This is a genomic window from Salinimonas chungwhensis DSM 16280, from assembly GCF_000378185.1.
In the GTDB taxonomy this organism is placed as follows: domain Bacteria; phylum Pseudomonadota; class Gammaproteobacteria; order Enterobacterales; family Alteromonadaceae; genus Alteromonas; species Alteromonas chungwhensis.
In genome coordinates, this window is record NZ_KB899377.1 from 442,492 (window position 1) to 468,131 (window position 25,640).

22 protein-coding genes and 1 tRNA gene are annotated in these 25,640 nt (G+C 47.7%); 17 read left to right on the forward strand and 6 right to left on the reverse strand.

The window, feature by feature from the left end; genetic code table 11:
- Nucleotides 1-10: 10 nt before the first annotated feature.
- The 3 genes from F458_RS0106350 to F458_RS0106370 all read left to right on the forward strand — a co-directional run bounded on the left by F458_RS0106350 (nt 11) and on the right by F458_RS0106370 (nt 2,927).
- Nucleotides 11-85 (forward strand) — tRNA-Gly (locus F458_RS0106350).
- Between the two features lie 761 nt (nt 86-846).
- Nucleotides 847-1,875 (forward strand): sodium:calcium antiporter, encoded by a 1,029-nt coding sequence (locus F458_RS0106360; RefSeq protein WP_018982556.1) that lies wholly within the window; start codon nt 847-849, stop codon nt 1,873-1,875.
- A gap of 560 nt (nt 1,876-2,435) precedes the next feature.
- On the forward strand, nt 2,436-2,927 hold the full coding sequence (locus tag F458_RS0106370) for a DUF4442 domain-containing protein (protein WP_018982558.1): 492 nt from the start codon (nt 2,436-2,438) through the stop codon (nt 2,925-2,927).
- A 198-nt stretch (nt 2,928-3,125) separates the two neighbouring features.
- Here the strand turns inward: F458_RS0106370 and F458_RS0106380 are convergent, their stop codons facing one another.
- Nucleotides 3,126-4,079: a mechanosensitive ion channel family protein gene (locus F458_RS0106380; RefSeq protein ID WP_018982560.1), complete on the reverse strand. Its 954-nt coding sequence runs from the start codon at nt 4,077-4,079 to the stop codon at nt 3,126-3,128.
- 232 nt (nt 4,080-4,311) lie between these two features.
- On the opposite strand from F458_RS0106380, the gene F458_RS0106385 reads away from it, so the two are divergent.
- Nucleotides 4,312-4,635 carry a hypothetical protein gene (locus tag F458_RS0106385; protein WP_018982561.1) on the forward strand — a complete coding sequence of 108 codons (324 nt, stop codon included), beginning with the start codon at nt 4,312-4,314 and terminating at the stop codon, nt 4,633-4,635.
- Nucleotides 4,636-4,743: 108 nt separating this feature from the next.
- Here the strand turns inward: F458_RS0106385 and kynU are convergent, their stop codons facing one another.
- Both kynU and F458_RS0106395 read right to left on the reverse strand, forming a co-directional pair.
- Complete coding sequence (gene kynU / locus F458_RS0106390) at nt 4,744-5,979, reverse strand: kynureninase (RefSeq protein WP_018982562.1); 1,236 nt, start codon at nt 5,977-5,979, stop codon at nt 4,744-4,746.
- 4 nt (nt 5,980-5,983) lie between these two features.
- Entirely contained in the window at nt 5,984-6,850 is an 867-nt protein-coding gene (locus F458_RS0106395) for an alpha/beta hydrolase (protein WP_018982563.1), read from the reverse strand.
- Between the two features lie 702 nt (nt 6,851-7,552).
- Between F458_RS0106395 and F458_RS0106400 the strand changes: the two genes are divergently transcribed.
- Nucleotides 7,553-9,271 (forward strand): acetolactate synthase 3 large subunit, encoded by a 1,719-nt coding sequence (locus tag F458_RS0106400; RefSeq protein ID WP_018982564.1) that lies wholly within the window; start codon nt 7,553-7,555, stop codon nt 9,269-9,271.
- Complete coding sequence (ilvN, locus tag F458_RS0106405; RefSeq protein WP_018982565.1) at nt 9,271-9,768, forward strand: acetolactate synthase small subunit; 498 nt, start codon at nt 9,271-9,273, stop codon at nt 9,766-9,768. The genes F458_RS0106400 and ilvN overlap by 1 nt, the downstream gene beginning before the upstream one ends.
- 23 nt (nt 9,769-9,791) lie before the next feature.
- Here the strand turns inward: ilvN and F458_RS0106410 are convergent, their stop codons facing one another.
- Entirely contained in the window at nt 9,792-10,748 is a 957-nt protein-coding gene (locus F458_RS0106410; RefSeq protein WP_018982566.1) for a hypothetical protein, read from the reverse strand.
- A gap of 180 nt (nt 10,749-10,928) precedes the next feature.
- Here F458_RS0106410 and tatA point away from each other — a divergent pair, with 180 nt between their 5' ends.
- From tatA to hemB, 7 genes are read left to right on the forward strand one after another with little or no spacing between them, the layout of a single operon-like run.
- Nucleotides 10,929-11,177 (forward strand): Sec-independent protein translocase subunit TatA, encoded by a 249-nt coding sequence (gene tatA, locus F458_RS0106415; protein WP_018982567.1) that lies wholly within the window; start codon nt 10,929-10,931, stop codon nt 11,175-11,177.
- Nucleotides 11,177-11,479 carry a Sec-independent protein translocase protein TatB gene (gene tatB, locus F458_RS0106420; RefSeq protein WP_018982568.1) on the forward strand — a complete coding sequence of 101 codons (303 nt, stop codon included), beginning with the start codon at nt 11,177-11,179 and terminating at the stop codon, nt 11,477-11,479. The genes tatA and tatB overlap by 1 nt, the downstream gene beginning before the upstream one ends.
- Entirely contained in the window at nt 11,476-12,228 is a 753-nt protein-coding gene (tatC, locus tag F458_RS0106425) for a twin-arginine translocase subunit TatC (RefSeq protein ID WP_018982569.1), read from the forward strand. Before tatB ends, tatC begins: the two co-directional genes overlap by 4 nt.
- Before the next feature lie 28 nt (nt 12,229-12,256).
- Nucleotides 12,257-12,808, forward strand: a complete 552-nt coding sequence (locus F458_RS0106430; RefSeq protein WP_156824182.1) for a hypothetical protein — start codon at nt 12,257-12,259, stop codon at nt 12,806-12,808.
- Complete coding sequence (locus tag F458_RS0106435; RefSeq protein WP_018982571.1) at nt 12,809-13,576, forward strand: TatD family hydrolase; 768 nt, start codon at nt 12,809-12,811, stop codon at nt 13,574-13,576.
- Between the two features lie 16 nt (nt 13,577-13,592).
- Nucleotides 13,593-15,497, forward strand: a complete 1,905-nt coding sequence (locus F458_RS0106440; RefSeq protein WP_018982572.1) for a sensor domain-containing diguanylate cyclase — start codon at nt 13,593-13,595, stop codon at nt 15,495-15,497.
- Nucleotides 15,494-16,492, forward strand: a complete 999-nt coding sequence (hemB, locus tag F458_RS0106445) for a porphobilinogen synthase (protein ID WP_018982573.1) — start codon at nt 15,494-15,496, stop codon at nt 16,490-16,492. Before F458_RS0106440 ends, hemB begins: the two co-directional genes overlap by 4 nt.
- A 12-nt stretch (nt 16,493-16,504) precedes the next feature.
- Here the strand turns inward: hemB and F458_RS0106450 are convergent, their stop codons facing one another.
- Nucleotides 16,505-18,016, reverse strand: a complete 1,512-nt coding sequence (locus F458_RS0106450; protein ID WP_018982574.1) for a Ppx/GppA phosphatase family protein — start codon at nt 18,014-18,016, stop codon at nt 16,505-16,507.
- Between the two features lie 2 nt (nt 18,017-18,018).
- Nucleotides 18,019-19,296, reverse strand: coding sequence for an ATP-dependent RNA helicase RhlB (gene rhlB / locus F458_RS0106455; RefSeq protein ID WP_018982575.1), 1,278 nt, complete (start codon nt 19,294-19,296; stop codon nt 18,019-18,021).
- 101 nt (nt 19,297-19,397) lie between these two features.
- Here rhlB and trxA point away from each other — a divergent pair, with 101 nt between their 5' ends.
- From trxA to F458_RS0106475, 4 genes are all read left to right on the forward strand, one after another.
- Entirely contained in the window at nt 19,398-19,724 is a 327-nt protein-coding gene (trxA, locus tag F458_RS0106460; RefSeq protein WP_018982576.1) for a thioredoxin TrxA, read from the forward strand.
- Between the two features lie 307 nt (nt 19,725-20,031).
- Nucleotides 20,032-21,297, forward strand: coding sequence for a transcription termination factor Rho (gene rho / locus F458_RS0106465; RefSeq protein WP_018982577.1), 1,266 nt, complete (start codon nt 20,032-20,034; stop codon nt 21,295-21,297).
- A gap of 143 nt (nt 21,298-21,440) precedes the next feature.
- Nucleotides 21,441-22,730, forward strand: a complete 1,290-nt coding sequence (locus F458_RS0106470; RefSeq protein ID WP_018982578.1) for an amidohydrolase — start codon at nt 21,441-21,443, stop codon at nt 22,728-22,730.
- 35 nt (nt 22,731-22,765) lie between these two features.
- Nucleotides 22,766-25,522, forward strand: coding sequence for an ATP-binding protein (locus F458_RS0106475; RefSeq protein ID WP_018982579.1), 2,757 nt, complete (start codon nt 22,766-22,768; stop codon nt 25,520-25,522).
- The last annotated feature ends 118 nt before the right edge of the window (nt 25,523-25,640 follow it).

Below are 25,640 nucleotides of genomic sequence, written 5' to 3' on the forward strand. Positions count from 1 at the left end.
TATCCAAAGTGCGGGAATAGCTCAGTGGTAGAGCACAACCTTGCCAAGGTTGGGGTCGCGAGTTCGAATCTCGTTTCCCGCTCCAAATTCTCTTATGTTCTTAAATCAGCTTCCGGTTTAGTTACGTCTCGCGACAGGTCGCGACAACGTGGTTGCCAGATACGCATCTCGTTTTTTATCTCAAACTGATTTGAAGCTACGATACTCCGCCTCCGGTTAAACATTTTTATTTAGCCGAGCCTTATAAGAAAAAGTATCAGTAGAAAAAAACCGGAGAAATACAACATGATGAGTAGTGGGACAGGTATTTGTTCAGAACTTTTTGTGAAAAACTTCCATATACAAAAAACGCCTGTCAACGTAAATATGGTTACTGAGGATGCAAAAAAGACGACCATAATGGTAGCTACTCCGCCCCAGCCATCGACCCATAAACCCTCTGATACATAAGTGACTACTACCACTAAGGCGATTGCTATACATGCGTAGTTTATAAACTTTTTCACCTGATATTCCTATGCCAATCCCTGATCACAAAAATCATAAGCGTAGCGGATAAATTTGTTGCCCGATAGGTTTTCAGCCGGAGCATCTATAGATGATTAGCTATCAACCACCCTCTTATTATCAGCAAATTGAACTTCTGCCAGTTGGCTAGCTTACGCGCCGCTGTTTATCAAAAAAATTGCCCTGAATTTTTTATTCGCAATATTGGTTTAATCGCTACAAGTACTCACCCCATGATAGCCAGCGCCCAACCAGTGTTTACAAAATAAAACCTGTTGTATAGCGCCGGGTGATGTTTTACTGTGATTATTCTTTGTGTCACACGGACCTTGACCGCCCATGTTCGAGTCCTTATCCCTAACGCTGCTTCTCGCTGCGTTTTTTGTTGCCTGTGTAGCTGTAGTGCTGTCGTCCATTCGGGCCACACGGCTTGCCGATATTATCGCTGATCGTACTCGCATGGGCGAAGCGATGGCCGGTGGTCTGATTCTTGGCGGCGCGACATCGCTGGCCGGTGTGGTTGTATCAGTCAACGCTGCGCTCGATGGCAACGCCTCATTTGCCTTTTCAAACGCAGTGGGTGGAATTGCGGCGCAAACGCTGTTTTTGGCCATCGCCGATACGATTTACAAAAAGGTCAACCTGGAACATGCGGCAGCGGAGCCCACCAATCTTTTTCAGGGCGTTATGCTAATAGTGCTGCTGTCTATGCCGCTCTGTGCGCTGGCCGGCCCTGAGGTCGCTTATTTCGGCGTGCATCCCATTTCCGGGGTACTCTTTGTCACGTACCTGTATGGTGTCGGCGTCTCATCGAGTATCTCTGAAACACCGATGTGGAAGCCAGTAATGACCTTTGAAACTCGAAAGGATGAGCCCGAAAACGAGAACGAAGCCCATAAATCCGCACGGGGGCCTATCGTATCGTTCATCGGCCTTGTGCTGGTAATGGGCGCAGGTGGCTGGGTTATCAGTCAAATTGGCGGCATATTTATAACCCGGTTCGGGCTCACCGCCAGTCTCGTTGGGTCGCTCATTACCGCGGTCGTCACATCGCTTCCGGAACTGGTAACCACCCTGGTGGCGGTACGGCGGGGTGCTTTGCAACTGGCTGTCGGTGGCATCATTGGCGGCAACACCTTTGATACGCTATTTCTGGTTTTTTCTGATATATCGTATCGCGAAGGGTCTCTCTACCATGCGGTGGGTACGTCAGATCTTTACTGGCTGGGAACCGGTATTCTGATGACCTCTATCCTGTTAGCCGGATTAATTGCACGGCAACGTCGCGGACCCGGGGGAATCGGGGTCGAAAGCGTGGCGATGCTTGGCATCTATTTCACCGCCGCGTTTTTCGAGATATTTCGTTAAAGCGCCATCAGTTGAAAAAGGCCCCAGCAACGCTCTGGTGCCTGCTACTTACCAATGACGACGGCACTGCCTGACGGCACCGTATTGTTTAGTTAAATTTCGAAGCGTATAAACGCATGTCCATTTTACGTGTCGATAAACCAGCTGCTTACACTTAACTGTCCATAATGCTTATCTCAATTGTAGAAACTGCGCTGGGTAGCAGATTTCAAATAATAAATCCTGATTTCAATGTAATAACAATAATAATAAGCTGCGACCTGTGTTTTAAGCATATTTTCTACTAACTTAAGGCCCATTAGACTAGCCTTAATTGCAGTGCTGTTGGAAATTTAACCAGTCGCAAACACCCTGCCGAGCCCCTTTTATCACTTGAGGTGGCTGCTCAAAATCAGCATTTTTATATTTACTAAAGTGTGGTAAATAGCTTGTTTGGCAAAAAGCTATCTCAGAACAGATGAAATATTTTTTTGCAACGTCAGAGCGAATTGACAGAGAGTTGCAATTGCGTAGCGTACACACTATTGTACTGGTCTTACCAGCTAACAGATTAAACTATTATGGCTAAATCCAATCCATTACGCGCCTTTGCGGAAAAAGTTAATACATACCCGCCCTGGCTGTCCCGTCGTCTTTTGACCTGGATGTTCCGTTTTAAGGTAAAGCTGACCCGCACCGTCAGTCTGGATATTCTCAGTACCGACTTGCAATCTGTTACCTTCCGCCAGAAAAATTATAAAAAAGTACAAAATCACATTGGCAGTGTGCACGCTGCAGGCATGGCGTTGTTGGCTGAATCTGCCACCGGATTTGTGGTTGGAACAAACCTGCCCGGTGACAAGCTTCCATTAATCAAATCGATGAAGCTTAATTATGTAAAGCGAGCCAGCGGTAATATGACAGCCGTGGCCAGGCTGACCGACGAGCAAATCAGGCAAATGAATGAACTGGATAAGGGAGAAGTACTGGTTGAGGTCAAGGTTACTGATGCTACAGGCATTGAACCTGTAATTTGTGAAATGCTGTGGGCATGGGTTCCCAGAAAACGCTGAACAGCCCAAGTTGACCGCGCCCGTCAGGTTTTATACAGCAGTTTTAACTTGTAAACCAGCGTGATTGGTGCGCTGCCACTGACTTTGCTATTGACCCGCCCGGGCTGGTTACCTGTCTGACCCGGGCGGGGCTCTTCAAGCTTCAGCTTTAACGACAAAACAACCAATTTGCCTCTGTACGCGCTGTCCTTTTCACACTTAGCTTGGCTCCTGCCTGATCATAAGCGGGTCTTTAAATGTCATTGTACGGTAAGGGAATGGGATCTCTATGCCGGCTTCATCAAGAGTGCGTTTTATTACGCTGACCACTTCACTGCGCGATCGTCTGTGATCTAGCGGTGTAGGCCCCGTCCACCAAGTAACCTCAATATCAATACTGCTGTCACCAAACCCATTAAGAAAGACCTGCACAGGATTACGGCTGTCTACAGTTTTACACGCTGCCAGGGCGTTTTCCAATAAACTAGCAGCGCGATCGGCATCTTCACTGTAGGCCACGCCGGTCATAATAGTGATACGGCGTAAATCCTGATCAGTCAGTACATTCACTGCGTTTTTAAATAAAAATGAATTAGGTACCACCACCAGCTCGCCGTTAGTTTTGCGGATGGTGGTCATGCGCACAGAGATATTTTCCACTTTTCCCAGAATAGATTCGCATTCAATAAAATCACCTTTTTCAAAAGGGTATTTCCACAGCAACAGCACACCGGCAAAAAAGTTTTCAAAAATTTCTTTGAATGCAAAACCGATAGCAATCGATGCTAACCCCAGGCCCCCCAGAGCCTTGGCCGGCGTTAAACCCGGAAAAACTACCATAGCAGCGAGTAACAGGCCCAGTGCCCACACACCAATGTGGGTAAGCCGCTCAAACAGCTCGCTGAGGGACTGTCGCATATGTCGGGTTAGTTTGCGTACTACCATTCCAAACACATTTGCCATTAGCCACGTCAGCAACAGGACCAGTAGCCCGGCCAATAGATACGGCAGGTGTTCTATAAAGCTGTGAACAATGTTGACCACTGTATTTTCAAGTGTTTCATGGGGGGAAAGATCCTCCACAGCGCTTATTTTGTTCTGAGCGGTCGTATTCTGGGCGAACGTCTGGCAACTAAAAAGAAATAAGGCAACATAGAAGAATTGATTTCTCATTGGCGATAATTGAATTGATAACCAGATGGCTAAGTGTATATGATCCCGCGATCTTTGCGGCAAATTCTTTGTCGATAACGTTTAATCAGCGAGTGCCGACCTTATAAAGCAGGTGCTCGAATAAGATGCAATCAGTCAGACATAGCAAGTAGACAGTAATGATGGATGTGTATGCACTTCGAACCCAGGATGTTCAGGCGTTTGCGCTCATTCAATTTGTATCAGGTGGAAAATGAAACTGATAGCCATGCTAAGAAACAAGCTAATTGCCTTAAACTATAAGCGCAACGATTTAAAAATTATTGAGGGCATTGCTGAGCATACATTTGAAAATATATTGACCAGTTATAGGGAGAACGGCTGGGAGCAGACAGATGCTTATCGTAGCTTTGATGCCACGTATGAGAAATGGCACTGCAACCTGAGAAAAGGCAGCAGCGTTCTTTGTTGTCGGTGGACAAAAAGCGACGCTGGCAGCATTTCGGGGCTGACCAGAATCATCCAGCCCCTGGCTGCAAAGATATCCCTTACCGCACGTGATTCGCCAAGCCGTTGATCGGGCCTAAGTTATAGGCATTTATTATCAATGTGAGCCGAAAAAGGAGCAGCAATGCCGCTTTTTCCTCACTTTGCTCGTTTTTTTGCAAATAATACTTGCGATAACTTACGTCACCGTTGCACGCTGTTTATATTTGTCTTTCTGGTAGCGCTTTTCATGCATCACCTTTTGCAATATTTCTACAGCATTGGCGATATCAGCAAAGCTTAAATATAAGGGAGTAAAGCCAAAGCGCACAATATCCGGGGCGCGAAAGTCCGGCACTACACCATTGTCGATCAAGGCCTGACAAATAGCATACGCGTCGTCGTGACAAAAAGACAACTGGCTGCCTCTTTGGCTGGTATCTTCGGGTGAACACAAAATCAGTTCATCCAGGTCGGTGTGTTGCTGCTTGAGCTGTAAAAAAAGCTGGGTCAATGCTACAGATTTTTCACGAACTGTGGTCATATCAATATCGTTGAATACATCCAAAGCAGCATCCAGAGCAGCCATTGCAATTATCGACGGTGTTCCGGCTAAAAATTGCTTAATTCCAGGCGCCGGCTGGTAGTCTTGTGAAAATGCAAACGGATTAGCATGGCCCATCCAACCTGCTAAAGGCTGGTTTATCTTCTCATGATGCCTGGTGGCGGCATATAAAAAAGCAGGCGCACCAGGGCCGCCATTGAGGTACTTGTAGCCACAACCAACGGCAAAATCCACCCCGCAGTCATCTAAGTTTAACGGTACAGCACCTGCGCTGTGCGCCAAATCCCAGATGACCAGAATGCCTTTAGCATGGGCCAGCCGGGTCAGGCGTTGCATATCGTGAAGCTGACCTGAGCGAAAGTTAATGTGGGTGAGCATCAATACCGCTACATCTTCGGTAAGTGCGTGTTCGATACTATCGGCCGCTACTGTGAGTAAATTACAGCGTTTTTCACCAAGTAAAGCCTGCACCCCCTGAACCATGTATAAATCGGTCGGAAAGTTACCTTGTTCTGAGACCACCGTGGCTCGACCAGGCTGCATCTCCAGCGCTGTTATCAGCAATTTGTAAAGATTCACTGAAATCGAATCACACACAATAACCTGTCCGGGGCCGGCACCGAGCAGGGACGCGATTTTATCACCGGTTTTTTGCGGCAGGTCAATCCAGCCGTGTTTGTTCCATGAGCCGATTAAGTCGTTGCCCCACTGGTGCGTCACCACTTCCTGTACTCGCTGAATACTGGCATGGGGTAGGGCGCCTAACGAGTTGCCGTCCAGATAGATAACATCTTCAGGTAAGTCAAACAGCGCCCGTTTCGCGGCGAGCGGATCCTGGTCATCCAGCTGTTCAATAGTGTATAACGTCATAGGCTCACTTATTTTTTAATAGTTCGATAAAGACCGCAAATGCCGGCGTTCCGGGATGCAACCAGTCAAAATGTCCTGCCCCGGGAACCTGCCTGAATGCCTTATCTGTCAGTGGATTTGCCGGTAACGGCACAATCGTGTCCAGTTCACCGGACAGAATGTTAACATCACCCCTCAGCTTAGCATTTAACAGGTTTGCCCGTGCATATTCAGCGGTGCGCTGTGCGTGGGTTCCGCCCATAAACGAATGAGTGGCGCGCTGGCAACTGTTCTGACCTTGCCCATAGGTTTCAATATCTATAATAGGGGCCAGACCCAGCGTATTTGTTATGGGGCGCGCGACTTGTGGTTCAGCCAGCATTGCCAGATGGCCGCCGGCAGAATGCCCCGTAAGTGTAACAGACTGAAGATCCACAGCGTCATTGTCTTGCAACTGAATATAGTTGATGGCCTGGACTACATCATGAAGGCTTCCCGGCCAGCCCCCACCCGGATCACCCGTACGCCGGTACTCCACAGACCATACCGCAAAGCCGGCCCGGGCTAATGCTGTGGCCATGGCGTAACTGTGACTCAGATCGTAGTCTGATAGCCAGCAGCCGCCGTGAATAAAGATAACCAGCGGGGCGGCGACTCTGGTATCAGCAGGCAGCCATAACTTACCAAATTGCAGCGGATCACTGCCGTAGCTGAGGGTTTTATCGGCTTCCCGGTAGTCTAGTTGCAGCACCTGGCTGAAGCTCACATTTTCTGCAAAAGGATAAATTCCCCAGTCTGTTTCTACCAGTTGAGGCGGCTGGCTAACGGGAGACGGACCAATCTGACATCCGCTTATAACGATTAATCCGATTAAAAGAGCCCAAACGCGCATTTTGTTACCTTTACATCTGCTTAGCACCATATAGGAGCAACAAAGCAAAGAAGTTGCAAGTACCGCGTTACGTGAATGATAAAAATAGCTATAAGTTAACCAGCTGGCGCTTCTTGTGTGACAGTCACATGAACATTTGAGGATCCTGACAGACTTGGTTTGACATCACCTTTTCTTCACCCTAAAAAAACGTCTATCAGAATTTTTACATTGCGCTCAGAACAGAGCGCTGCGCTTTAGCAGCGTATGGCTCATTCCTGACTGCATTAAAGGAAGATAGCCTGGCGCCAGCCACCGACCTTGAACGAGGTTACATAGAAGTGCTAGGGAAACACGACCACCAGCAACGTTAGCAGAGCGCGCCTGCCATAAGTACATGGCGCGTATACACCGGCCTTAAACTGCCAGTATTTACTTAGGAGGCTGGCACCGTAATGAAAATGAAGCAGATCAACAAGGGCCAACAATAGATACACCTGAAAGGGGCCATTTCATGAGTGACGAGCAATGTTATAAAGTTGTTAAATATTGCTAATTTCCGGTTTTTATAGCATTCATGCGAACTGTTTGTCCTATTTATATTCTATACGAGAACATATATTTCACTTTTTTGTGTTTTTACTGTTTTATCTTTCCTGGTCCTTCGATATAGTCCGGCTATAGGCGATATTTTATTTCCGGGCAACCAGAGGAGAGACGACAGTGAAAATGATGTCGGGCGCCGCCATGGTGGTGGAGGCGTTGAAAGATGTAGGTGTTACGCACGTGTTTGGTTATCCCGGTGGTGCGGTCCTGGATATTTATGATGCACTGTTTGCACAAGATGAGGTTAAGCACGTTCTGGTACGCCATGAGCAGGCTGCTGCCCATATGGCAGATGGATATGCCCGCTCTACAGGTAAAACAGGCACCGTACTGGTTACTTCCGGACCGGGGGCAACCAATACAATTACCGGTATTGCTACCGCTTATATGGATTCAATACCTATGGTCGTGCTCTCCGGCCAGGTGCCTTCAATGCATATCGGTGAGGATGCGTTTCAGGAGACCGATATGGTGGGGTGCTCACGTCCCATTGTAAAACACAGTTTTCTGGTCAAGCGTGCCGTCGATATTCCTGAAGCTATCGCGAAGGCTTTTTATATTGCTAATACCGGCCGGCCCGGACCTGTCGTAGTGGATTTGCCCAAAGACATTGTTAATGTGCAGGAAGAGCATCCTTATTCGTTCCCCCAGGATGTCAGCATGCGCTCTTACAACCCCACTGAAAAAGGGCACGCTAAGCAAATTAAAAAAGCGGTACAGTCACTGACCACAGCAAAACGGCCTGTTTTATATGTGGGTGGCGGAGCCATCGCCAGTGATGCCTCAGCGATAGTTACAGAGCTTGCCGAGCGGCTCAATGCGCCGGTTACCTGCACACTTATGGGGCTTGGTGCTATTTCCGGTACCCATGAACAATTTGTCGGAATGCTGGGCATGCACGGTACCCTCGAAGCGAATAAATGCATGCATAATGCAGACTGCATTTTAGCGCTGGGTGCACGGTTTGATGACCGGGTTACTAACAACGTTGATAAGTTTTGTCCTCACGCTGATATTATCCACGTGGACATTGACCCTGCATCTATCTCAAAAACGGTGAACGCTCACATTCCTGTGGTGGGTAGCGTCGACAAGGTTGCGCAACAGCTGCTCAGTGCACTTGATAAGCATGATCTTAGTGAGCAGCGCACCCGGATATCACCGTGGTGGGAGCAGGTCAATCAATGGCGTTCCCGGCAATGCCTTAATTACGCTGCGAGCGAAGAAAGTATCAAGCCCCAGGCTGTGATTCAGTCTTTGTACAAACACACCGGTGGTGAGGCCTTTATTTCATCAGATGTTGGCCAGCACCAGATGTTTGCGGCACTATATTACCCTTATAAAAAACCTCGCCAGTGGATTAATTCCGGCGGTTTGGGCACCATGGGCTTTGGTTTGCCCGCTGCTATGGGCGTTCAGTTTGCGCATCCGGAGGCAGTCTCAGTGGTGGTTACCGGCGATGGCAGTATTCAGATGAACATTCAGGAACTTTCTACCTGTCTGCAATACAACCTGCCAGTGAAAATTATTTCCCTGAATAACCGAGCGCTGGGGATGGTCAGGCAATGGCAGGATATGAATTACAAAGGGCGATATTCGCATTCTTATATGGATTCTATGCCTGACTTTGTCAAACTTGCCGAAGCTTATGGACACGTGGGTATCAAAGTAGAACACCCCGATGAGCTGGATGAGGCAATGAAGAGATGCTTTAGCTACACCGATCGGTTGGTATTTATGGATATAGCTGTTGATCAGAATGAGCATGTCTATCCGATGCAAATTAAACATGGCGCCATGGATGATATGCGGCTTAGTAAAACGGAGCGCACCTGATGAAAAGAATTATTTCGGTGTTAATGGAGAATGCCCCGGGCGCACTGTCACGCATTGTCGGTGTGTTTTCGCAGCGCGGTTATAATGTGGACTCGCTGTGCGTAGCGCCTACTGACGACCCGTCGTTGTCTCGTTTGACCATCACCACCCACGGGGATAATAAAGTCATTGAGCAAATTACGAAACAGGTAAATAAGCTCATTGATGTTCTCAAAGTGGTTGATTTGACAGAGAATGCGCACGTTGAACGTGAACTGATGCTGGTAAAAGTGGCCACCAGGACTGAGACCATGCGCGCGGAAGTTAAGCGCAATACGGATATCTTCAGGGCCAGGATTGTGGATGTAAACGCCAGTAACTACACCATTGAAATTACTGGTACCACCGATAAACTCGATGCCTTTGCAACTACCATCAATCAGTGTGCGGAGATTATTGAATCTTCACGTACCGGCGTATGTGGCTTAGCCCGTGGTGAAAGAGCGTTGCGGCCCTGACAGGTTGGTCAACAGCCACCCGCTTACGGATTGCCATAATACGCTTCGACCCGCAGTGCCACACCATAGGAAGGTTTGAATCCTTCATCCCGGGTGAAAAGCACAAAAGGTTCAACTTCAAAAAACAGCCAGTCCCGGGTGGGGTTCGAACGCCACCTGGCGCTGGTATACACTTCACCCAAGCGGTAATTAGGGCGCGATTCGCCTTCAGTAAACAAGGTGTAGATGACGGCGGTCTTATTGTCCACCGGTTGCAGATACTGCGCCTCATGACGCCATACCCAATCTTCAAAGCGATCGCGGTAGAAAAAGCGATTATTGAACCGGAAAACATGCTCACTCTGGCTAATAAACTGAACGGTGGCGCCCAATTCAGCGCCAAACTGGTCACGGGTGAAAGCATATGCCTCGGCATCATAAAATAGCGCCAGCTGGTCCGAATACGCAGCCATATCGGCATAGCGGGCTTTAGTGTAAATCTGACCGCGGCGGCCGGTGCCTATCTTATAGGACATGCGGGCATTATCACTGGATCGGTAACGCAACGCTATAGTGGTATTACGTCGGCGGCGCTCGATAGGTTGACGGGCCGCCTTGATGGAGGCATTTTGCTGACTGTCCTCATCATCGCTAAGCATCAGATCAACCCGGTTTTCTAATGCCGGCAGCTGCACCCGAATTTTAAACCGTACATCAAACTCAGCTAAATCACGGCTTCTGGGTTCCCAGCCAAGGCTTATCCGGCCTTCTGCGCGCGCATCCTCATGCCGGTTGGAGCCCTTCAGCGCAAAAAAACTGTCGAGTTGTTGCACCGTGTAATTCATTGACTGGGTCAGATTACGTTGCCACAGGTCCATCCAGGTATCGGGCAAATTGTCCGGTGTGGTGATAACCGGTGTTTCAGGCAACACTGCCGGCTCAGTGATGATGTCACCGGGCATCGCCAGTAACGAACAGAACATCAGTGATAAACACGCCATACCTTGCCTTACAACTTAGCTTTCCTGTCTTCAGCATTAAGTTATATTCAAACGAAGTCAAACAGAACCGTAAATACGTATGAATCTTTATCTGACAGCAAGTTTTTGTTCACGAAATATTGTGGTGAAAGCAAAGACAGGCAATGGCATACTGTAACAATACGTGCAAAGGAGAAAGTTATGGGTATTAGTGTCTGGCAGTTGCTGATTGTACTTGCCATTGTCGTTCTGTTATTTGGCACGAAACGTTTGAAAAGCATTGGTTCGGATTTGGGCGGTGCCATTAAAGGGTTCAAAAAAGCTGTTGATGACGACGAGCAAAAAAATCAGCAGGGCGATGCCGATTTTACTGAGCATCAGAAAGTGGATAATAAAAATAAAACAGCATCCACTACCACTACGCAGAGCGATGTTAAAGAAAAGTCCTGATGTTTGATATCGGTTTTTGGGAACTGCTTGTTATTGGCGTACTCGCACTATTAGTGTTGGGACCAGAGCGCTTGCCCGGGGCTATTCGCTCTACGCTAAATACAGTGCGCAGCGTGCGCAATGCCGCCAGTGGCTTTAAGCAAGAGGTGGAGCATCAGCTGCGTGTACACGAGCTACACGAAAATCTTAGAAAAGCAGAGCAGCAGGGTCTCAAAGACGTCTCTGAAGATTTGCAGAAAAGCGTCGATGAGCTCAAGGAAGCCGCTGAGTCTGTACAAGAACCCTATAAGAAAAAGCAATGACTGACACCAATAATCTGATTTCGCACCTCGTGGAGCTGCGAAATCGAATTCTTCGTGCCCTACTTAGTGTACTTGTCGTATTTCTTTGTTTGGTCTATTTTGCCGAAGATCTTTATCACTATCTTGCCAGTCCGTTAATGGCAGTCTTGCCTGAAAATGCATCCATGATTGCAACTGATGTTGCATCACCATTTTTCGCGCCTTTTAAGCTGACCCTCGTACTGTCTTTCTTTATCGCCATTCCCTATGTGCTATACCAGGTATGGGCCTTTATTGCGCCGGGGTTGTACACCACAGAGAAAAAGCTGGTTATACCGCTGTTGGTCTCCAGTACCCTGCTATTTTATGCTGGCATGGCTTTCGCTTACTTCGTGGTATTTCCACTGGCCTTCGCGTTTTTTACCAGCGTCGCACCCAGCGGTGTAACTGTGAGTACGGATATTTCTTCTTACCTCGATTTTGTCTTAAAACTGTTTTTTGCATTTGGTGTATCCTTTGAAATTCCTATCGCCATTATTCTGATGTGCTGGACGGGCGTCACCGATGCAGACTCGCTGCGGGCTAAGCGTCCTTTTGTCATTGTTGGGGTATTTGTAATTGGCATGCTGCTGACCCCCCCAGACATTATTTCCCAGACATTACTGGCAGTGCCCATGTGGTTACTTTTTGAAATTGGTGTCATTGTGGGCGGATTTTATGGTAAGAAAAATGATGATGAACAGGATGATCACACCGCTACGGATGGATAGAACAATTGATTATCGGAGAAAAACAATAATGCCACGGACAGAACTTGTATTACTCACGCTGCTGAGTCTGGCATTTGCCAACAGCAGTGTCGCTAAAGCGCCGGTATCACTAGAGCAGTGTGCAAAGATAACCGGTGATAAGCAACGCTTAACATGCTTCGACACACTGGCTGCTGAAGAGCTTGCCGGGTCAGCCACCGAGTCAGAGTCTGGCTCAAATGGTGCCTCCTCTGACAATGATACTGCCGATAACGCTGAACAAAGCATCCCTCAGCAAGCGGCTAATTCCGCAGCACCTCAGTCGGCTGCACAGAAAAAGCGGCAATTTGGCTTAGAAAATCGCCCTGAGCCTGGTGAAGAAATCAATGAGATAAGCAGCAGGGTAGTTAGTGTTGAAGAAAATCGCCGTGGAAACCGCATCTATACGCTGGCAAACGGTATGGTCTGGCAGCAGAAAAAAAAGGAGTATTTTCATGGCGAGGTGGATGATATAGCAGTTGTCAAACGCGGCTTCATGGGCGTCTTTTATCTGGGTATTGAAGGCACCAGTCGGCGAACAAAAGTGGAGCGACTGAAATAAATGCAGTGGTTTGATGCAGGGGTAAATTTACTGGACAAACGCTTTGATCCGCATGCGGTTATCGCTAATGCGTTGACGGCAAATGTCACCCGTCTTTGCATGATCACCACCCACCCACAAGAGTGGGATACCGCCGCCGTGCTGTATCAGCAATACCCTAATACACTGTGTTACACCATCGGTGTACATCCGCATAATGCCAGGCATGTCAGTGATAACGACTTACAACGTCTTGAACAACTCGCGACCGGGCCTGGAGTGGTGGCCGTGGGCGAATGCGGATTAGACTTCAACCGCAATTTTTCGCCCCCGGATACGCAGATCGCTGTGTTTAACGCGCAGCTTGAAATTGCCGAGCGCCTGCATAAGCCGGTTTATCTGCATGAGCGAGATGCCTTTGACCAACAGCTCAGTTGTCTTGAGAGTATTAATAATCTAAGCGGTATTGCCCATTGTTTTACGGGAACGCAGGCGCAAATGCAGACGTATTTATCAATGGGTCTTTATATTGGTATCACCGGCTGGGTCTGTGATCCGCGGCGCGCAGAAGACCTGCGCGCCGCGATACCCGAGATGCCACTGGATAAACTTATTCTTGAAACCGATGCGCCATATCTGTTTCCCAAAAATCAGCGTCCACGACGGCGTAATAATGAGCCGGCATTTATCCGTGCGGTGGGTGAGCAGGTAGCAACGTTGATGAGTCGCCCCGTAACGGAAGTTGCGTCGGCAAGTGTTACCAATACATTTCGCTTATTCGGAATCTGATATAAGGTTTAACGCGATGCTGTTAAACGCAAAGGCGCAACGAAACTATGATGGCTGGTTGTTGCTGGTATTTATTATTATTGCCGGCTTTCTTATTTTTATTTATAAAACCTTAACGCCTTACCAGAGCAACGAAGCCAGTATTACAGGTTTATCCTATTTTGCTGAGCATTCTGCGCCTGCCTCTTCGCTGTCTCTGACTGATATTCTCGCTACACCGGATAGCCGCTGGTTAACCACGGAAAACCCCGTCAACCTGGGGATGGATGATAGGGGTTACTGGTTTCGCTTTTCATTGCCTGATAAAGCTGCCCAGCAAGATCATATTCTGGAAATCAACTATCCGCTGCTGGACAGGGTGGAGATTTACATCGTCGACCCCGGCTCGCAACGGCTGATTAAGAAAGCCATCGGCGGCGATATACTGCGCTATGATGCAAGAGAGTTACTGGTGCCTACGCTGGCTTTTGAGTTGCCCGAGCATGCCGGGCGACTCGATATTTATTTGCGGGTGGAAAGCTCAGGCTCGCTTAAACTACCCATTAGATATTGGCAGAAAGACCGCTTTGTCAGTTATACCGCCACCCAGAATCTGATGCTGGGTATTTTTCTGGGACTGCTGTGTGCGATTGGAGCCAGTAATTTCTTTTTGTTTATTACCAACCGCAGTAAAACATTTTTTGTGTATTCGGGGTATGTTTTTTCCTTAGCACTTACTATTGCTGCAATGCATGGTATCGGCTATGCAGTTATCTGGCCGGAGCAAACCTGGTTTCAGGGGCGGGCGGTGGTTGTGTTTGCCAATTCCACCATCATGTTTGCGGTTTTATTTTCCGACAGGATCCTTAACGTATCGCGTTTCAGCCGACCTTTATCCCGTGTCCTGAAAGCCCTCGCTGTTCTGTTTTTGTTTAGTTTGCTGGTTAGTTTTATCCTACCATATGGCTTACTAATCAGAGCCTTTCTTATCATGGTAAGCATCAGTGTGATCTTTGCGCTGGGTGTCGGGGTCTGGATTGCCATCAAGGGCGTAAAAATTGCCCGCTACTATGCATTTGCCTGGTTTATTCTGTTGCTTAGTGCGTTTGCTGTCAGTCTAGACAATCTGGGTGTCATAACGTCTCCTGTGCCATCGAATTTATTGTTAATGTTGGGTGCCAGTGTTGAGACATTGTTGCTGGCGCTGGTCCTGGCGATAAATTACAGCCACAATCGTGAGCAGATTTTTTCTATCAAAGAGCAGGCCCTGACCCAGGAAAAAGCCATGCTTAAAGCGCGCGAAGACTTGCTCAATGTGCAGCAACAGTATCAGAAAGATTTAGAATATCAGGTGCAGGAAAGAACCCTGGAGCTGGAAGTTGCGCTGCGAGAATTATCAGATGCTAATCAGGAACTATCCAACCTTAACACCATTGACCCGCTGACCGGCATCCGCAACCGCCGTCACTTTGATAAGCGGTTAATAGCAGAAAGTCGTCGCAGCCGACGCGAGCAAACTCCGCTGTCTATCGTACTGATTGATATTGACCATTTTAAGAAAATTAATGATAACTACGGACATGCTGTGGGTGATGCCTGCTTGTGCCAGATGGCTCTACTGTTAAAAGACGAGTTAAAACGACCTGGTGACGATATTTGCCGCTATGGCGGTGAGGAGTTTGTCGTGCTGTTGCCCAACACGGACATAGCAGGCGCCACGCAGGTCGCCGAAGCAATGCGTTTGGCCGTGACAGGTAAAACCCTTGAGATTGATGGTTACCAGCTTCATATCAGCATCAGTGCGGGGGCTGCTTGCACTGTCATCACCAGCGATAACGATGAGACGGCACTGTTTAAGCATGCCGATAAATTACTTTACGCTGCTAAAAATAATGGCCGCAATCAGGTCAAAGCAGAACTACTATCAGGACAGATTGTATGACATTTTCTACCTATCCTTCACGGCGAATGCGTCGTCTGCGCGCTCATGATGCTCTGCGCGACATGGTTGCTGAAACCCAGTTGAGTACCGCTGATTTAATTTATCCGATATTTATTCTGCCCGGGACCAATAAGCGCGAAGCAGTGCCTTCCATGCCTGGGGTATATCGCTTATCTGTGGATTTGTGGCTTAAAGAGATCGAAAGGCTGGTGGACCTTGGTATACGCACTTATGCGCCGTTTCCGGTCACCCCTTCTGAAGATAAAACAGAGTGCGCCAGTGAAGCGTTTAATCCTCAGGGGCTGGTGCAGCAGGCGGTCCGACAAATCAAACAACACTTTAATAACATCATTCTCATGACCGACGTCGCGCTGGATCCATTTACCTCCCACGGGCAGGATGGGCTAATAGATGAAAATGGCTATGTGCTTAATGACAAAACGGTAGAGGTACTGAAAAAACAGGCTTTATCTCATGCTGAAGCGGGGGCAGATATGGTCGCCCCGTCGGACATGATGGACGGCCGTATTGGCGCTATTCGTCAGTCTCTGGAAAAGGCTGGGCATGTTAACACCTGCATCATGGCATATTCTGCAAAATACGCGTCAGCATACTATGGTCCGTTTCGTGATGCAGTAGGCTCAGCCGGCAATATCAAAGGCGGTAATAAAAAGTCCTACCAAATGGATCCGGCCAACAGTGATGAAGCCATTCACGAAATCGTACTGGACCTACAGGAGGGGGCCGACATGGTGATGGTAAAACCAGGTATGCCCTATCTGGATATTGTGCGTCGCTGTAAACAGGAATTGCAGGTGCCAACATTTGCTTATCAGGTTAGCGGGGAATATGCGATGCATCAGGCCGCATTTGCGAATGGCTGGCTGGATAAGGACAGTGTCATTCTGGAATCTCTGCTGGCATTTAAACGCGCCGGCGCGGACGGCATCCTGACCTATTTTGCCCCCGATGCAGCTGAGCTGCTCAACCGCTAGGCTGACAGGCTGTCACCTACAATCCAGGTCCCATCCCGCACGATGCTGCAACCAGGTCTCATTGGCCAGTTCAGCATTGATAAGCGGGTGACCGGCAAGCCAGCCTTCAGGCAGTGTCAGTGTCCACCGATCATCATTAACGGTTAGTTGCACATCGGGAATGTGCTTATTGTGACGGCGCAGACACAATACTGTGGCGATGCGCAAGATTCTCACCAGCGCCAACAACATCGGCTTCAGGTCGGCGTGATAATCGTCAAAGGTTTTGAGATTAATATTCAGGCGATGGGACAGTACCAGGTCACGAATTGCCTGTCGCTGCAAACGCGTGTAACCGGGCAAATCGATATGTGAAAGAATATAGGCGCCGTGTTGATGATGTTTTTTATATTCAATATGCAAACCTATTTCATGCAACGTTGCAGCTGCACCGAGCACCGCTTCTGTGTCGAGATGGCAAATCGCTGTCTGAGCACATAGCTGGCGACATAGGTTAAGTGACATCCCTCGCACCGAGTCGGCGTGGGATTTTTCGATATGGTAACGGCTAATTGCATGATTTAGGGTTTGAACACGCCGGTCGTTTTCCTGCAAATTATCCAGCATGCCGTAGATAAGGCCCTCGCGCAGCGCCCCGGCTGAAATATTCATGGCTGTGATATTCAGCTTCTCAAACAGACAAATAAGTATAGCCAGGCCGCTGGGGAAAATAGGTTTACGGTTCTCTTCCAGGCCTTTGATATCAAGCTTTTCAATAGAGCCGCAATCAATACACTGTTTCTCTAGCTCGTATAAATAATCAAGACGAATTGCATCGCTGATTTGCTGGGCAACGAGAATTTCGGTGATTGCCTGTGGCGTACCCGAGGCGCCCAGACAGTTTTGCCAGTCGAAACATAAAAACGCATCACTGACAGTGTCTAACAGCTCGCCGGCAGCCGCTTTTGCTGCAGTAAAATTAGCCTGAGTAATGGCACCTTGACAGAAATAGCGCTCCATAAATGTCACGCAACCCATGTCCAGACTTTTCATATGAATAGGCTGCATGTCATTGCCAATGATGATTTCGGTACTGGCGCCACCGATATCGATAACCAGTGAGTTCCCCTGGTTGGCAGATGTATATGCTACCCCAAGGTAAATCTGCCGGGCTTCCTCTTCGCCGGAAATAACATTTAATTTGTGGTTTAAAATTTGCTCAGCTTTTTGAATAAAAACCTGAGCATTAGTAGCAAGACGTAATGTGGCCGTGGCCACGATACGAATATTAGAAGGGGGAATGTCCTGCAGACGTTCAGCGAAGGTTTGCAAACATTGCCAACCTCGCTCCATGCTAATGTCGTCCAACTCCAAGTTTTCATTCAAGCCGGCAGCCAAACGAACTTTCTGTTTGACCTTACCAATGATCTGAACATTGCCATTAACCACATGGACAACGACCATATGAAAACTGTTTGACCCCAGGTCTACTGCGGCATAGTGCTCACTGTGGACCAACGTATCGTGTTGGATTTCAGGCTGCATACTTAGTTATTCTTATTTGACGGTTTTCCCCGGCCTCTGCCACGTCGATTGGAATTACGGGCATTGGGCGTACGTTTGCGCTGGCGTGCACGAGGTGCCTTTAAATCTTCCAGCAGCGCGGTACGATCGTAATCGGTCACAGGTATAGCATGTTGAATGTACTGCTCAATGGCCGGCAGATTCAATGCATATTTTTCACAGGCGAAGCTGATTGCAATCCCGCTTTTACCCGCCCGGCCAGTACGACCAATCCGATGAACATAATCCTCTGCATCGTCAGGTAAGTCGTAATTGAAAACATGGCTGACTGAATCAATATGTAGGCCGCGGGCGGCGACATCGGTGGCCACCAGTATATCCAGTTTGCCCTTGGTGAAATCATCCAGAATGCTCATACGCTTCTTCTGGGGCACATCACCGCTGAGTAAACCGACCCGGTGACCATCAGCCTCTAACCAGTCGTTAACCTTTTCACAGGTATGCTTGGTATTGGCAAAAACAATGGCGCGTTCGGGCCATTCTTCTTCCATCAGTGTCAGCAGTAAACGCATCTTATCCTCGTCCGAGGGATAAAAAAGCTCTTCACTGACCCGTTTGGCGGTTTTGGTTTCAGGTTCAACCTGAACATGCGTAGGATTATTCATGTGCTCGTAAGCCAGTTCCTGCACCCGATAACTAAGGGTAGCAGAAAATAACATACTTAGACGCTCAGACGCTGCGGGCATGCGCTTAAACAAAAAGCGGATATCTTTAATGAAACCCAGGTCAAACATACGGTCGGCTTCATCCAGCACGGCCACCTGAATATGGTTCAAAGTGAATACATTCTGCTTATAATAATCCAGAATACGGCCGGTAGTGCCAATTATAATATCGACACCTTCTTCAAGCGATTCGCGTTGACTTTGATATCCTTCACCCCCATATATCAAACCAAGTGATAGCCCGGTGTGTTCACTCAGGGGTTTGGCGTCATTGTAGATTTGCATGGCCAGTTCACGGGTCGGTGCCATAATTATTGCTTTCGGGCCTTTCGGATCCGCGTTATCTTTGGCAGGATTAGCCAATAGATAGTGGAACGTAGCAACCAGAAACGCGATAGTTTTACCGGTACCGGTTTGGGCTTGTCCGGCAATATCAAGACCATCCAGTAATGGAGGTAAAGCTAAAGCCTGAATCGGTGTACAATGGGTGAAATTTGCTGATTGAAGCGCCGAAAGTACCTTGTCATTGATAGGTAAATCGGAAAAGTTTGTTTCGGTTAAATGAGTTGTTTGCATAGCTTATAGCTTATCAGTGCTTGCATTAAAAAAGACAGTTTCTTATAACACTTATGGTGTGGCTGAACAAATCAGCGACTGACCAATCGATGGAGAACAGAATGAGCGACAATATTATCCAGTTAACTGACGACAAATTTGAAGCAGACGTTATCAATGCTGACGGTCCTGTGCTAGTCGACTTCTGGGCTGAATGGTGCGGACCATGTAAAATGATCGCGCCGATTCTGGAAGAAGTTGCTTCCGAGTTTGAAGGCAAGTTAACAGTTGGTAAGTTGAATGTCGATGAAAATAATGAAACGCCGCCAAAATATGGCATTCGTGGCATTCCTACGTTATTACTTTTTAAAGGTGGTAATGTAGCTGCGACAAAAGTTGGCGCGTTATCAAAAGCACAGCTAACAGAATTTTTGAACGAAAACCTGTAAAGCGAAATGTGTGCAAAAAAAGGCATCCTCAGGGATGCCTTTTTTATTGGATTGTTGCAAAGTTTGTGTATGGTGTTGAAAGTAATGAATACCGGCAGTATTGCCGGAAGAATAAAAAATCGATCTTTTTTGCCCTGTGTTGAGTAAAATGCTGGACGCATCGCAATTATGGTGCTAACGTTTTGGTAGCTCTCATCTGAGCAGCGTTCTGCTAGCCCGAATCTGGGTATACAAACCTTTTCTAATAATGAATAAGTGACCGAGTAGTCTGTAAGCGAAGTCCAAGCACACACAAAGACCCACCAGTATGAATTTAACAGAACTAAAGAACAAACCAATCAGTGAGTTGGTTGCCCTGGCCGAAGAAATGGGCCTGGATAATATGGCGCGAGCCAGAAAACAAGACATCATTTTCTCAATTCTGAAAGCCCATGCCAAAAGCGGTGAAGACATTTTTGGCGACGGCGTTCTGGAGATTCTACAGGATGGTTTTGGATTTCTTCGCTCTGCTGACTCTTCGTATTTAGCCGGTCCCGATGACATTTATGTATCGCCCAGCCAGATTCGACGTTTCAACCTGCGCACCGGTGATACTATTGCCGGAAAGATTAGGCCTCCTAAAGACAGTGAACGTTATTTTGCACTGCTAAAGATTCGCGAAGTTAACTTCGACAAGCCTGAAAACTCCCGTAATAAAATCCTTTTTGAAAACCTCACGCCGCTTCATGCCGCCTCTCGCCTTCGTATGGAGCGAGGCAACGGTTCTACTGAAGATATTACCGCGCGGGTTTTAGATCTGGCGTCACCAATTGGCAAAGGCCAGCGTGGTTTGATTGTTGCGCCGCCTAAGGCAGGTAAAACACTCCTGCTGCAAAATATTGCGCAATCTATCGCTGCGAACCAGCCAGAATGTGAATTGATGGTCTTGCTCATTGATGAGCGTCCTGAGGAAGTGACCGAGATGCATCGCCTGGTCCAGGGTGAAGTGGTTGCCTCCACCTTTGATGAGCCAGCCAGTCGCCATGTTCAGGTTGCTGAAATGGTTATTGAAAAGGCCAAACGGCTGGTTGAGCATAAAAAAGATGTTGTCATTCTGCTTGATTCAATCACTCGGCTGGCACGTGCATACAACACCGTTATTCCATCGTCAGGTAAGGTCCTTACCGGTGGTGTCGATGCCAACGCATTGCATAAACCCAAGCGTTTCTTCGGCGCAGCGCGAAATGTGGAAGAAGGCGGCAGCCTGACCATCATTGCTACCGCATTGATTGATACCGGCTCTAAAATGGATGAAGTTATCTACGAAGAGTTTAAAGGCACAGGTAATATGGAAATGCACCTGAACCGCAAAATTGCCGAGAAGCGTGTTTTCCCTGCGATTGATTTTAATCGTTCAGGGACACGTCGTGAAGAATTGCTGACCAGCCAGGATGAACTACAGAAAATGTGGATCCTGCGTAAGATTGTGCATGAGATGTCAGAAATTGATGCCATGGAATTTTTGATTAACAAACTTTCCATGACCAAAACGAATGATGAATTCTTTGGTGCAATGAAGCGTCAGAAGAGCTAACGCAGTATCTGTTCTAAAAAGCGCACACTTAATGTGCGCTTTTTTATGCCCGAAAAATGTGGTTGCTCTGAACGCCGATGATCTTTATTCCCCTGTCCTGTTTATTTTTGGTACTGTACAAAAACATAATAAGGGGAATACACATGAAAAAAACACTTTTAGGATTAGCACTGAGTCTGGCTTGTAGTGCCGCCGCTGCGCAAAGTGTGAATGAGCTGGTAGACAAGGTGGAGCCGCAGGTTATCGAATGGCGGCACCATTTTCATGAAAATCCAGAACTTTCAAACCGTGAATTCGAAACTGCCAAATATATCACTGAATACTTAAAAACACTGGATGTGGAGATCACTACAGAAGTAGCAAAAACCGGTGTTGTGGCTGTGCTGGACAGTGGCCGACCAGGCCCGGTTGTGGCACTGCGGGCTGATATGGATGGGTTGCCGGTTGAAGAACGCAATGACTTACCGTGGAAATCTACCAAAACTGCCGAGTATAACGGCAATACCGTACCTGTAATGCATGCCTGTGGGCATGATACACACATGGCCATGCTAATGGGCGCTGCCGAGGTCTTATCGCAAATGAAAGACCAGCTGCACGGCAAGGTCAAGTTTATATTTCAGCCTGCTGAAGAGGGCGCACCGCCAGGGGAAAAAGGCGGCGCTGAGGTTATGGTTAAGGAAGGCGTGCTTAAGTCACCCGACGTGGATGTGATTTTTGGGCTTCATATCAATGCTAATACCGATATCGGTAAAGTGCGCTATACGCCTGAAGGTGCTATGGCTGCTGTAGATCCGTTTAAAATTGTCATCAAGGGTAAACAGGCCCACGGTGCGTATCCGTGGAAAAGCGTCGATCCTATTGTGACAGCCGCCCAGATGGTGATGTCGCTGCAAACTATCGTAAGCAGGGAAATCAAGGTAATCGACAGTGCTGCGGTAGTATCAGTAGGATCTATTCATGGCGGCAACCGGTCTAATATTATTCCTGAGGAAGTCGAACTGGTTGGCACCATTCGTACTTTGAGTAAAGATGCCCGGGAACATATTTATGAAGCAATGGAGCGAAAAGTGCAGGGCATTGCCAGTAGTATGGGAGCTAAAGCCGAGCTGACTTTACCGCTGGATTACAGCTACCCGATAACATTTAACGATCCTGATCTTACGGCGCAAATGCTACCAACACTCAAAGCAACAGCGGGCGAGGATAATGTCTTGTTATCCAAACCGGTGACCGGCGCGGAAGACTTTTCGTTTTTCCAGGAAGAAGTCCCCGGTTTATATCTCTGGGTAGGCGGAAAACCGCTTGATGTGTCAGTGGAAGAATCACCTGCACACCACACACCTGAGTTTTACGTTGACGACAAAGGCATGAAATTAGGCGTAAGTCTATTAACCAATATGACAATAGACTACATGAACAAAAACAATTAACGTTTACCTGAAGTCAAATTGATGTAGAGGGCAGGGTGCAGTCAGCAGTTATTGCAGTAGTTTTTACTGCCCTCGGTGCTATTTTAAATTTTCTGCCAGAACCCATTATCTCCGAAGGCGTCGCTGCCTTTGGAGGGGTAATGGCTATCGCCGTTGCTTTGTTATGCCCCCCTCGTATCGCGTTCTGGCTGATAACCCTGATTTATGCACCTTTATGGTGGCGCTACGACAATTACCTGGCTCTGCTGGTTCTCACCGCCCAGCCATTTATCACCAGTTTATTGTGTTATGGCAGAGGCCATTTTAAAGCGCTGAGCATAGCAGGCGTATTGTGGTCGCTGTTTTCGCTTCCGGCCCTGGCGGTTATACAGTACGGGTTCAATGATCAGATTCTGGTTGTGGCTCTGACTTCGGTAGTGGTGACCTGGTTGTCTGGCATCACAGCGCTGGTAGGGGGGCATCTCATTTATCTGATCGTATTCGCCGTTAGACCCTCCAGAGACTCGGCGCCAGTGAGCTTTCGGCCTTTATTGACCTACTTGTTTGCCGCTGTGTTTTTCCTGGGCAACATGGTGGTCAATTATCTACATATCTACAGTGTTCAGATCGATCAGATGGATGATATCGATCTTTATCTTGAGCAGCGCACACTTGTGCTCTCAGAGCAGTTGAACAGCTTTATCTCGGCCCACCAGTCTGCAGTAGTACAAAGTGCTGCGTTGTTATCTTCAACCGCCGTCACTCCTCAGGTTCTTTTGCAACAGCTGGCTATTGCCAACCCCAGTTTTCTTACTCTGTTAATTACTGATGAACAGGGGGAGATAACCGGAGCTTTTCCTGAACGAATGATGCACCGTGCCAAAGCGCAGGAGATGACCAATGTCAGTGAGCGTCCCTACTTTTCAGTCGTGGCCGATACCGGCAGACCCTTTATTTCTAAAGCATTTGAAGGCCGCGGATTTGGTGATGATATTATTGTGGCAATCTCTGCGCCAATAGAAAATACAGCGGGTCAGTTCGCAGGCATTCTGGAGGGCTCCCTATCGCTGGATAGTTTTGCCTATTTTGACGGGCAAAATATTCCGGGGTTTTCTATTCTCATTCAGGACAGTGATGACAAAGTCATTTTTGCTTCTGCGGCCCTGGGCCTCGAACGTTTAAAAAAACCAGCGATTATGCGTTGTGAAGCGCAGTATTGTGAGGGGCTACATCAATTTAATAACATTACATGGTTGCACCGCAGTGCAAACCTGACTCTCGCGCCGTGGCAGATCAGTCTGTATTACGATGTGGAAAGCTATGAACGTATGATCAGTGAATATGTTCTTACCGCGCTGGCTCTGATGGTGCTCATTTGTGCGCTTGGATTTTTAGCTGGCTTTGGTATTGCCTTTCTGTTGGCAAAGCCATTGCAGAGTCTGGCGCAGCACTTTAAGCATTTTAATCCGACCACGCCTACCACGCTGGCCATTGAACACAGCAGTCGGCTTTATTTAAGAGAGATTGGCGCACTGGATGAGGCCTTTGCGCAGTTACAACAGCGGCTAAAATTTGCTTTTGGCAAGCTCGCGGCTTCCCACCAACGCCAACAGGATTTAAACCGGCAACTTGAAGAGCTCAACAATACGTTAGAAAGTCATGTTCAACAAAAAACCGAATCGTTGAAAGAGGCATTGCGTAATGCTGAGCAGGCTAGTCAGGCTAAAACTGAGTTTTTAGCAAACATGAGCCACGAGATACGTACGCCAATGAACGGCATTATTGGTAACTGCGACAATCTTCTGCAACAGGATCTGGATGAAATTACCTTCAAACGGGTAAGCACGATTGCACAGTCAGCAACACAACTATTAATGATTCTGGATGCAATTCTGGATCTGACCAAGATAGAAGCCGGTAAAATGATAACTGAGTCTGTCAGTTTTGCGTTGCCGGAATTACTGGCAACGGCGGTGGCTACTTATCAACAATCGGCTGAACAACAAGGGACCAGGGTAACGTCCCACAATCTGGACATCCCGGAGTTTGTGCAGGGCGACCCGGTTAAGATCAGTCAAATACTTAACAATCTACTCAGCAACGCCATAAAATTCACGCCAGGCGGACATGTTATGCTTGAGACTAGCTATGCACAGAGTATTTTAACGATCAAGGTAGCTGACACAGGAATAGGTATCAGCCCGGAGCAGCAACAGCAAATTTTCGAAGAGTTTACTCAGGCAGATGCGTCCACCACCCGAAATTTTGGTGGCACCGGACTGGGCCTGTCTATTACGCAAAAGCTGGTGCATATTCTGGGTGGAAATATAAACCTTCATAGTGAGCTGAACAAGGGTTCAACATTTACTGTTCAGCTACCGCTGAATATAGGCGAACAGACGCTCGCAAAGGGCTGCAACACGCAGGCCGTGCTGCTCCGGCCTGATGCAAGGGTCCTGGTGGTCGAGGATAATGATGTCAATGCACAAATTGTTATTGATATGCTTAGCCATCTTGAACTTAAAAGTTTGCGTGTGCCGGAGGGTGAAACAGCCTTAAAGGTACTGGAAAAACGACGCTTTGATGTGATTCTGATGGATTGTCAAATGCCGGTAAAAGATGGCTTTGAAACAACCCGGTGTTTGCGTAAGTCCACCGGTATAAATCAGCATACGCCGGTTATCGCGCTAACCGCCAATGCATTTAATGAAGATAAACATGCCTGTCTGGCAGCTGGCATGGACTTGTATTTGTCTAAACCTGTCAGGCGCGAGGCACTTGTTTCGGCGCTGGCGCGGTTCATTTCCCGCTAACAGCGTTACTGGCAAAATGGTAAGTGCCAGAGATTAATTGCTTATAGAAGCATATCTGCCAGCGATTGCAGTAATTACCTGGATAACGTTGCTGGAAAGCAAAACAATTGTCTATGGC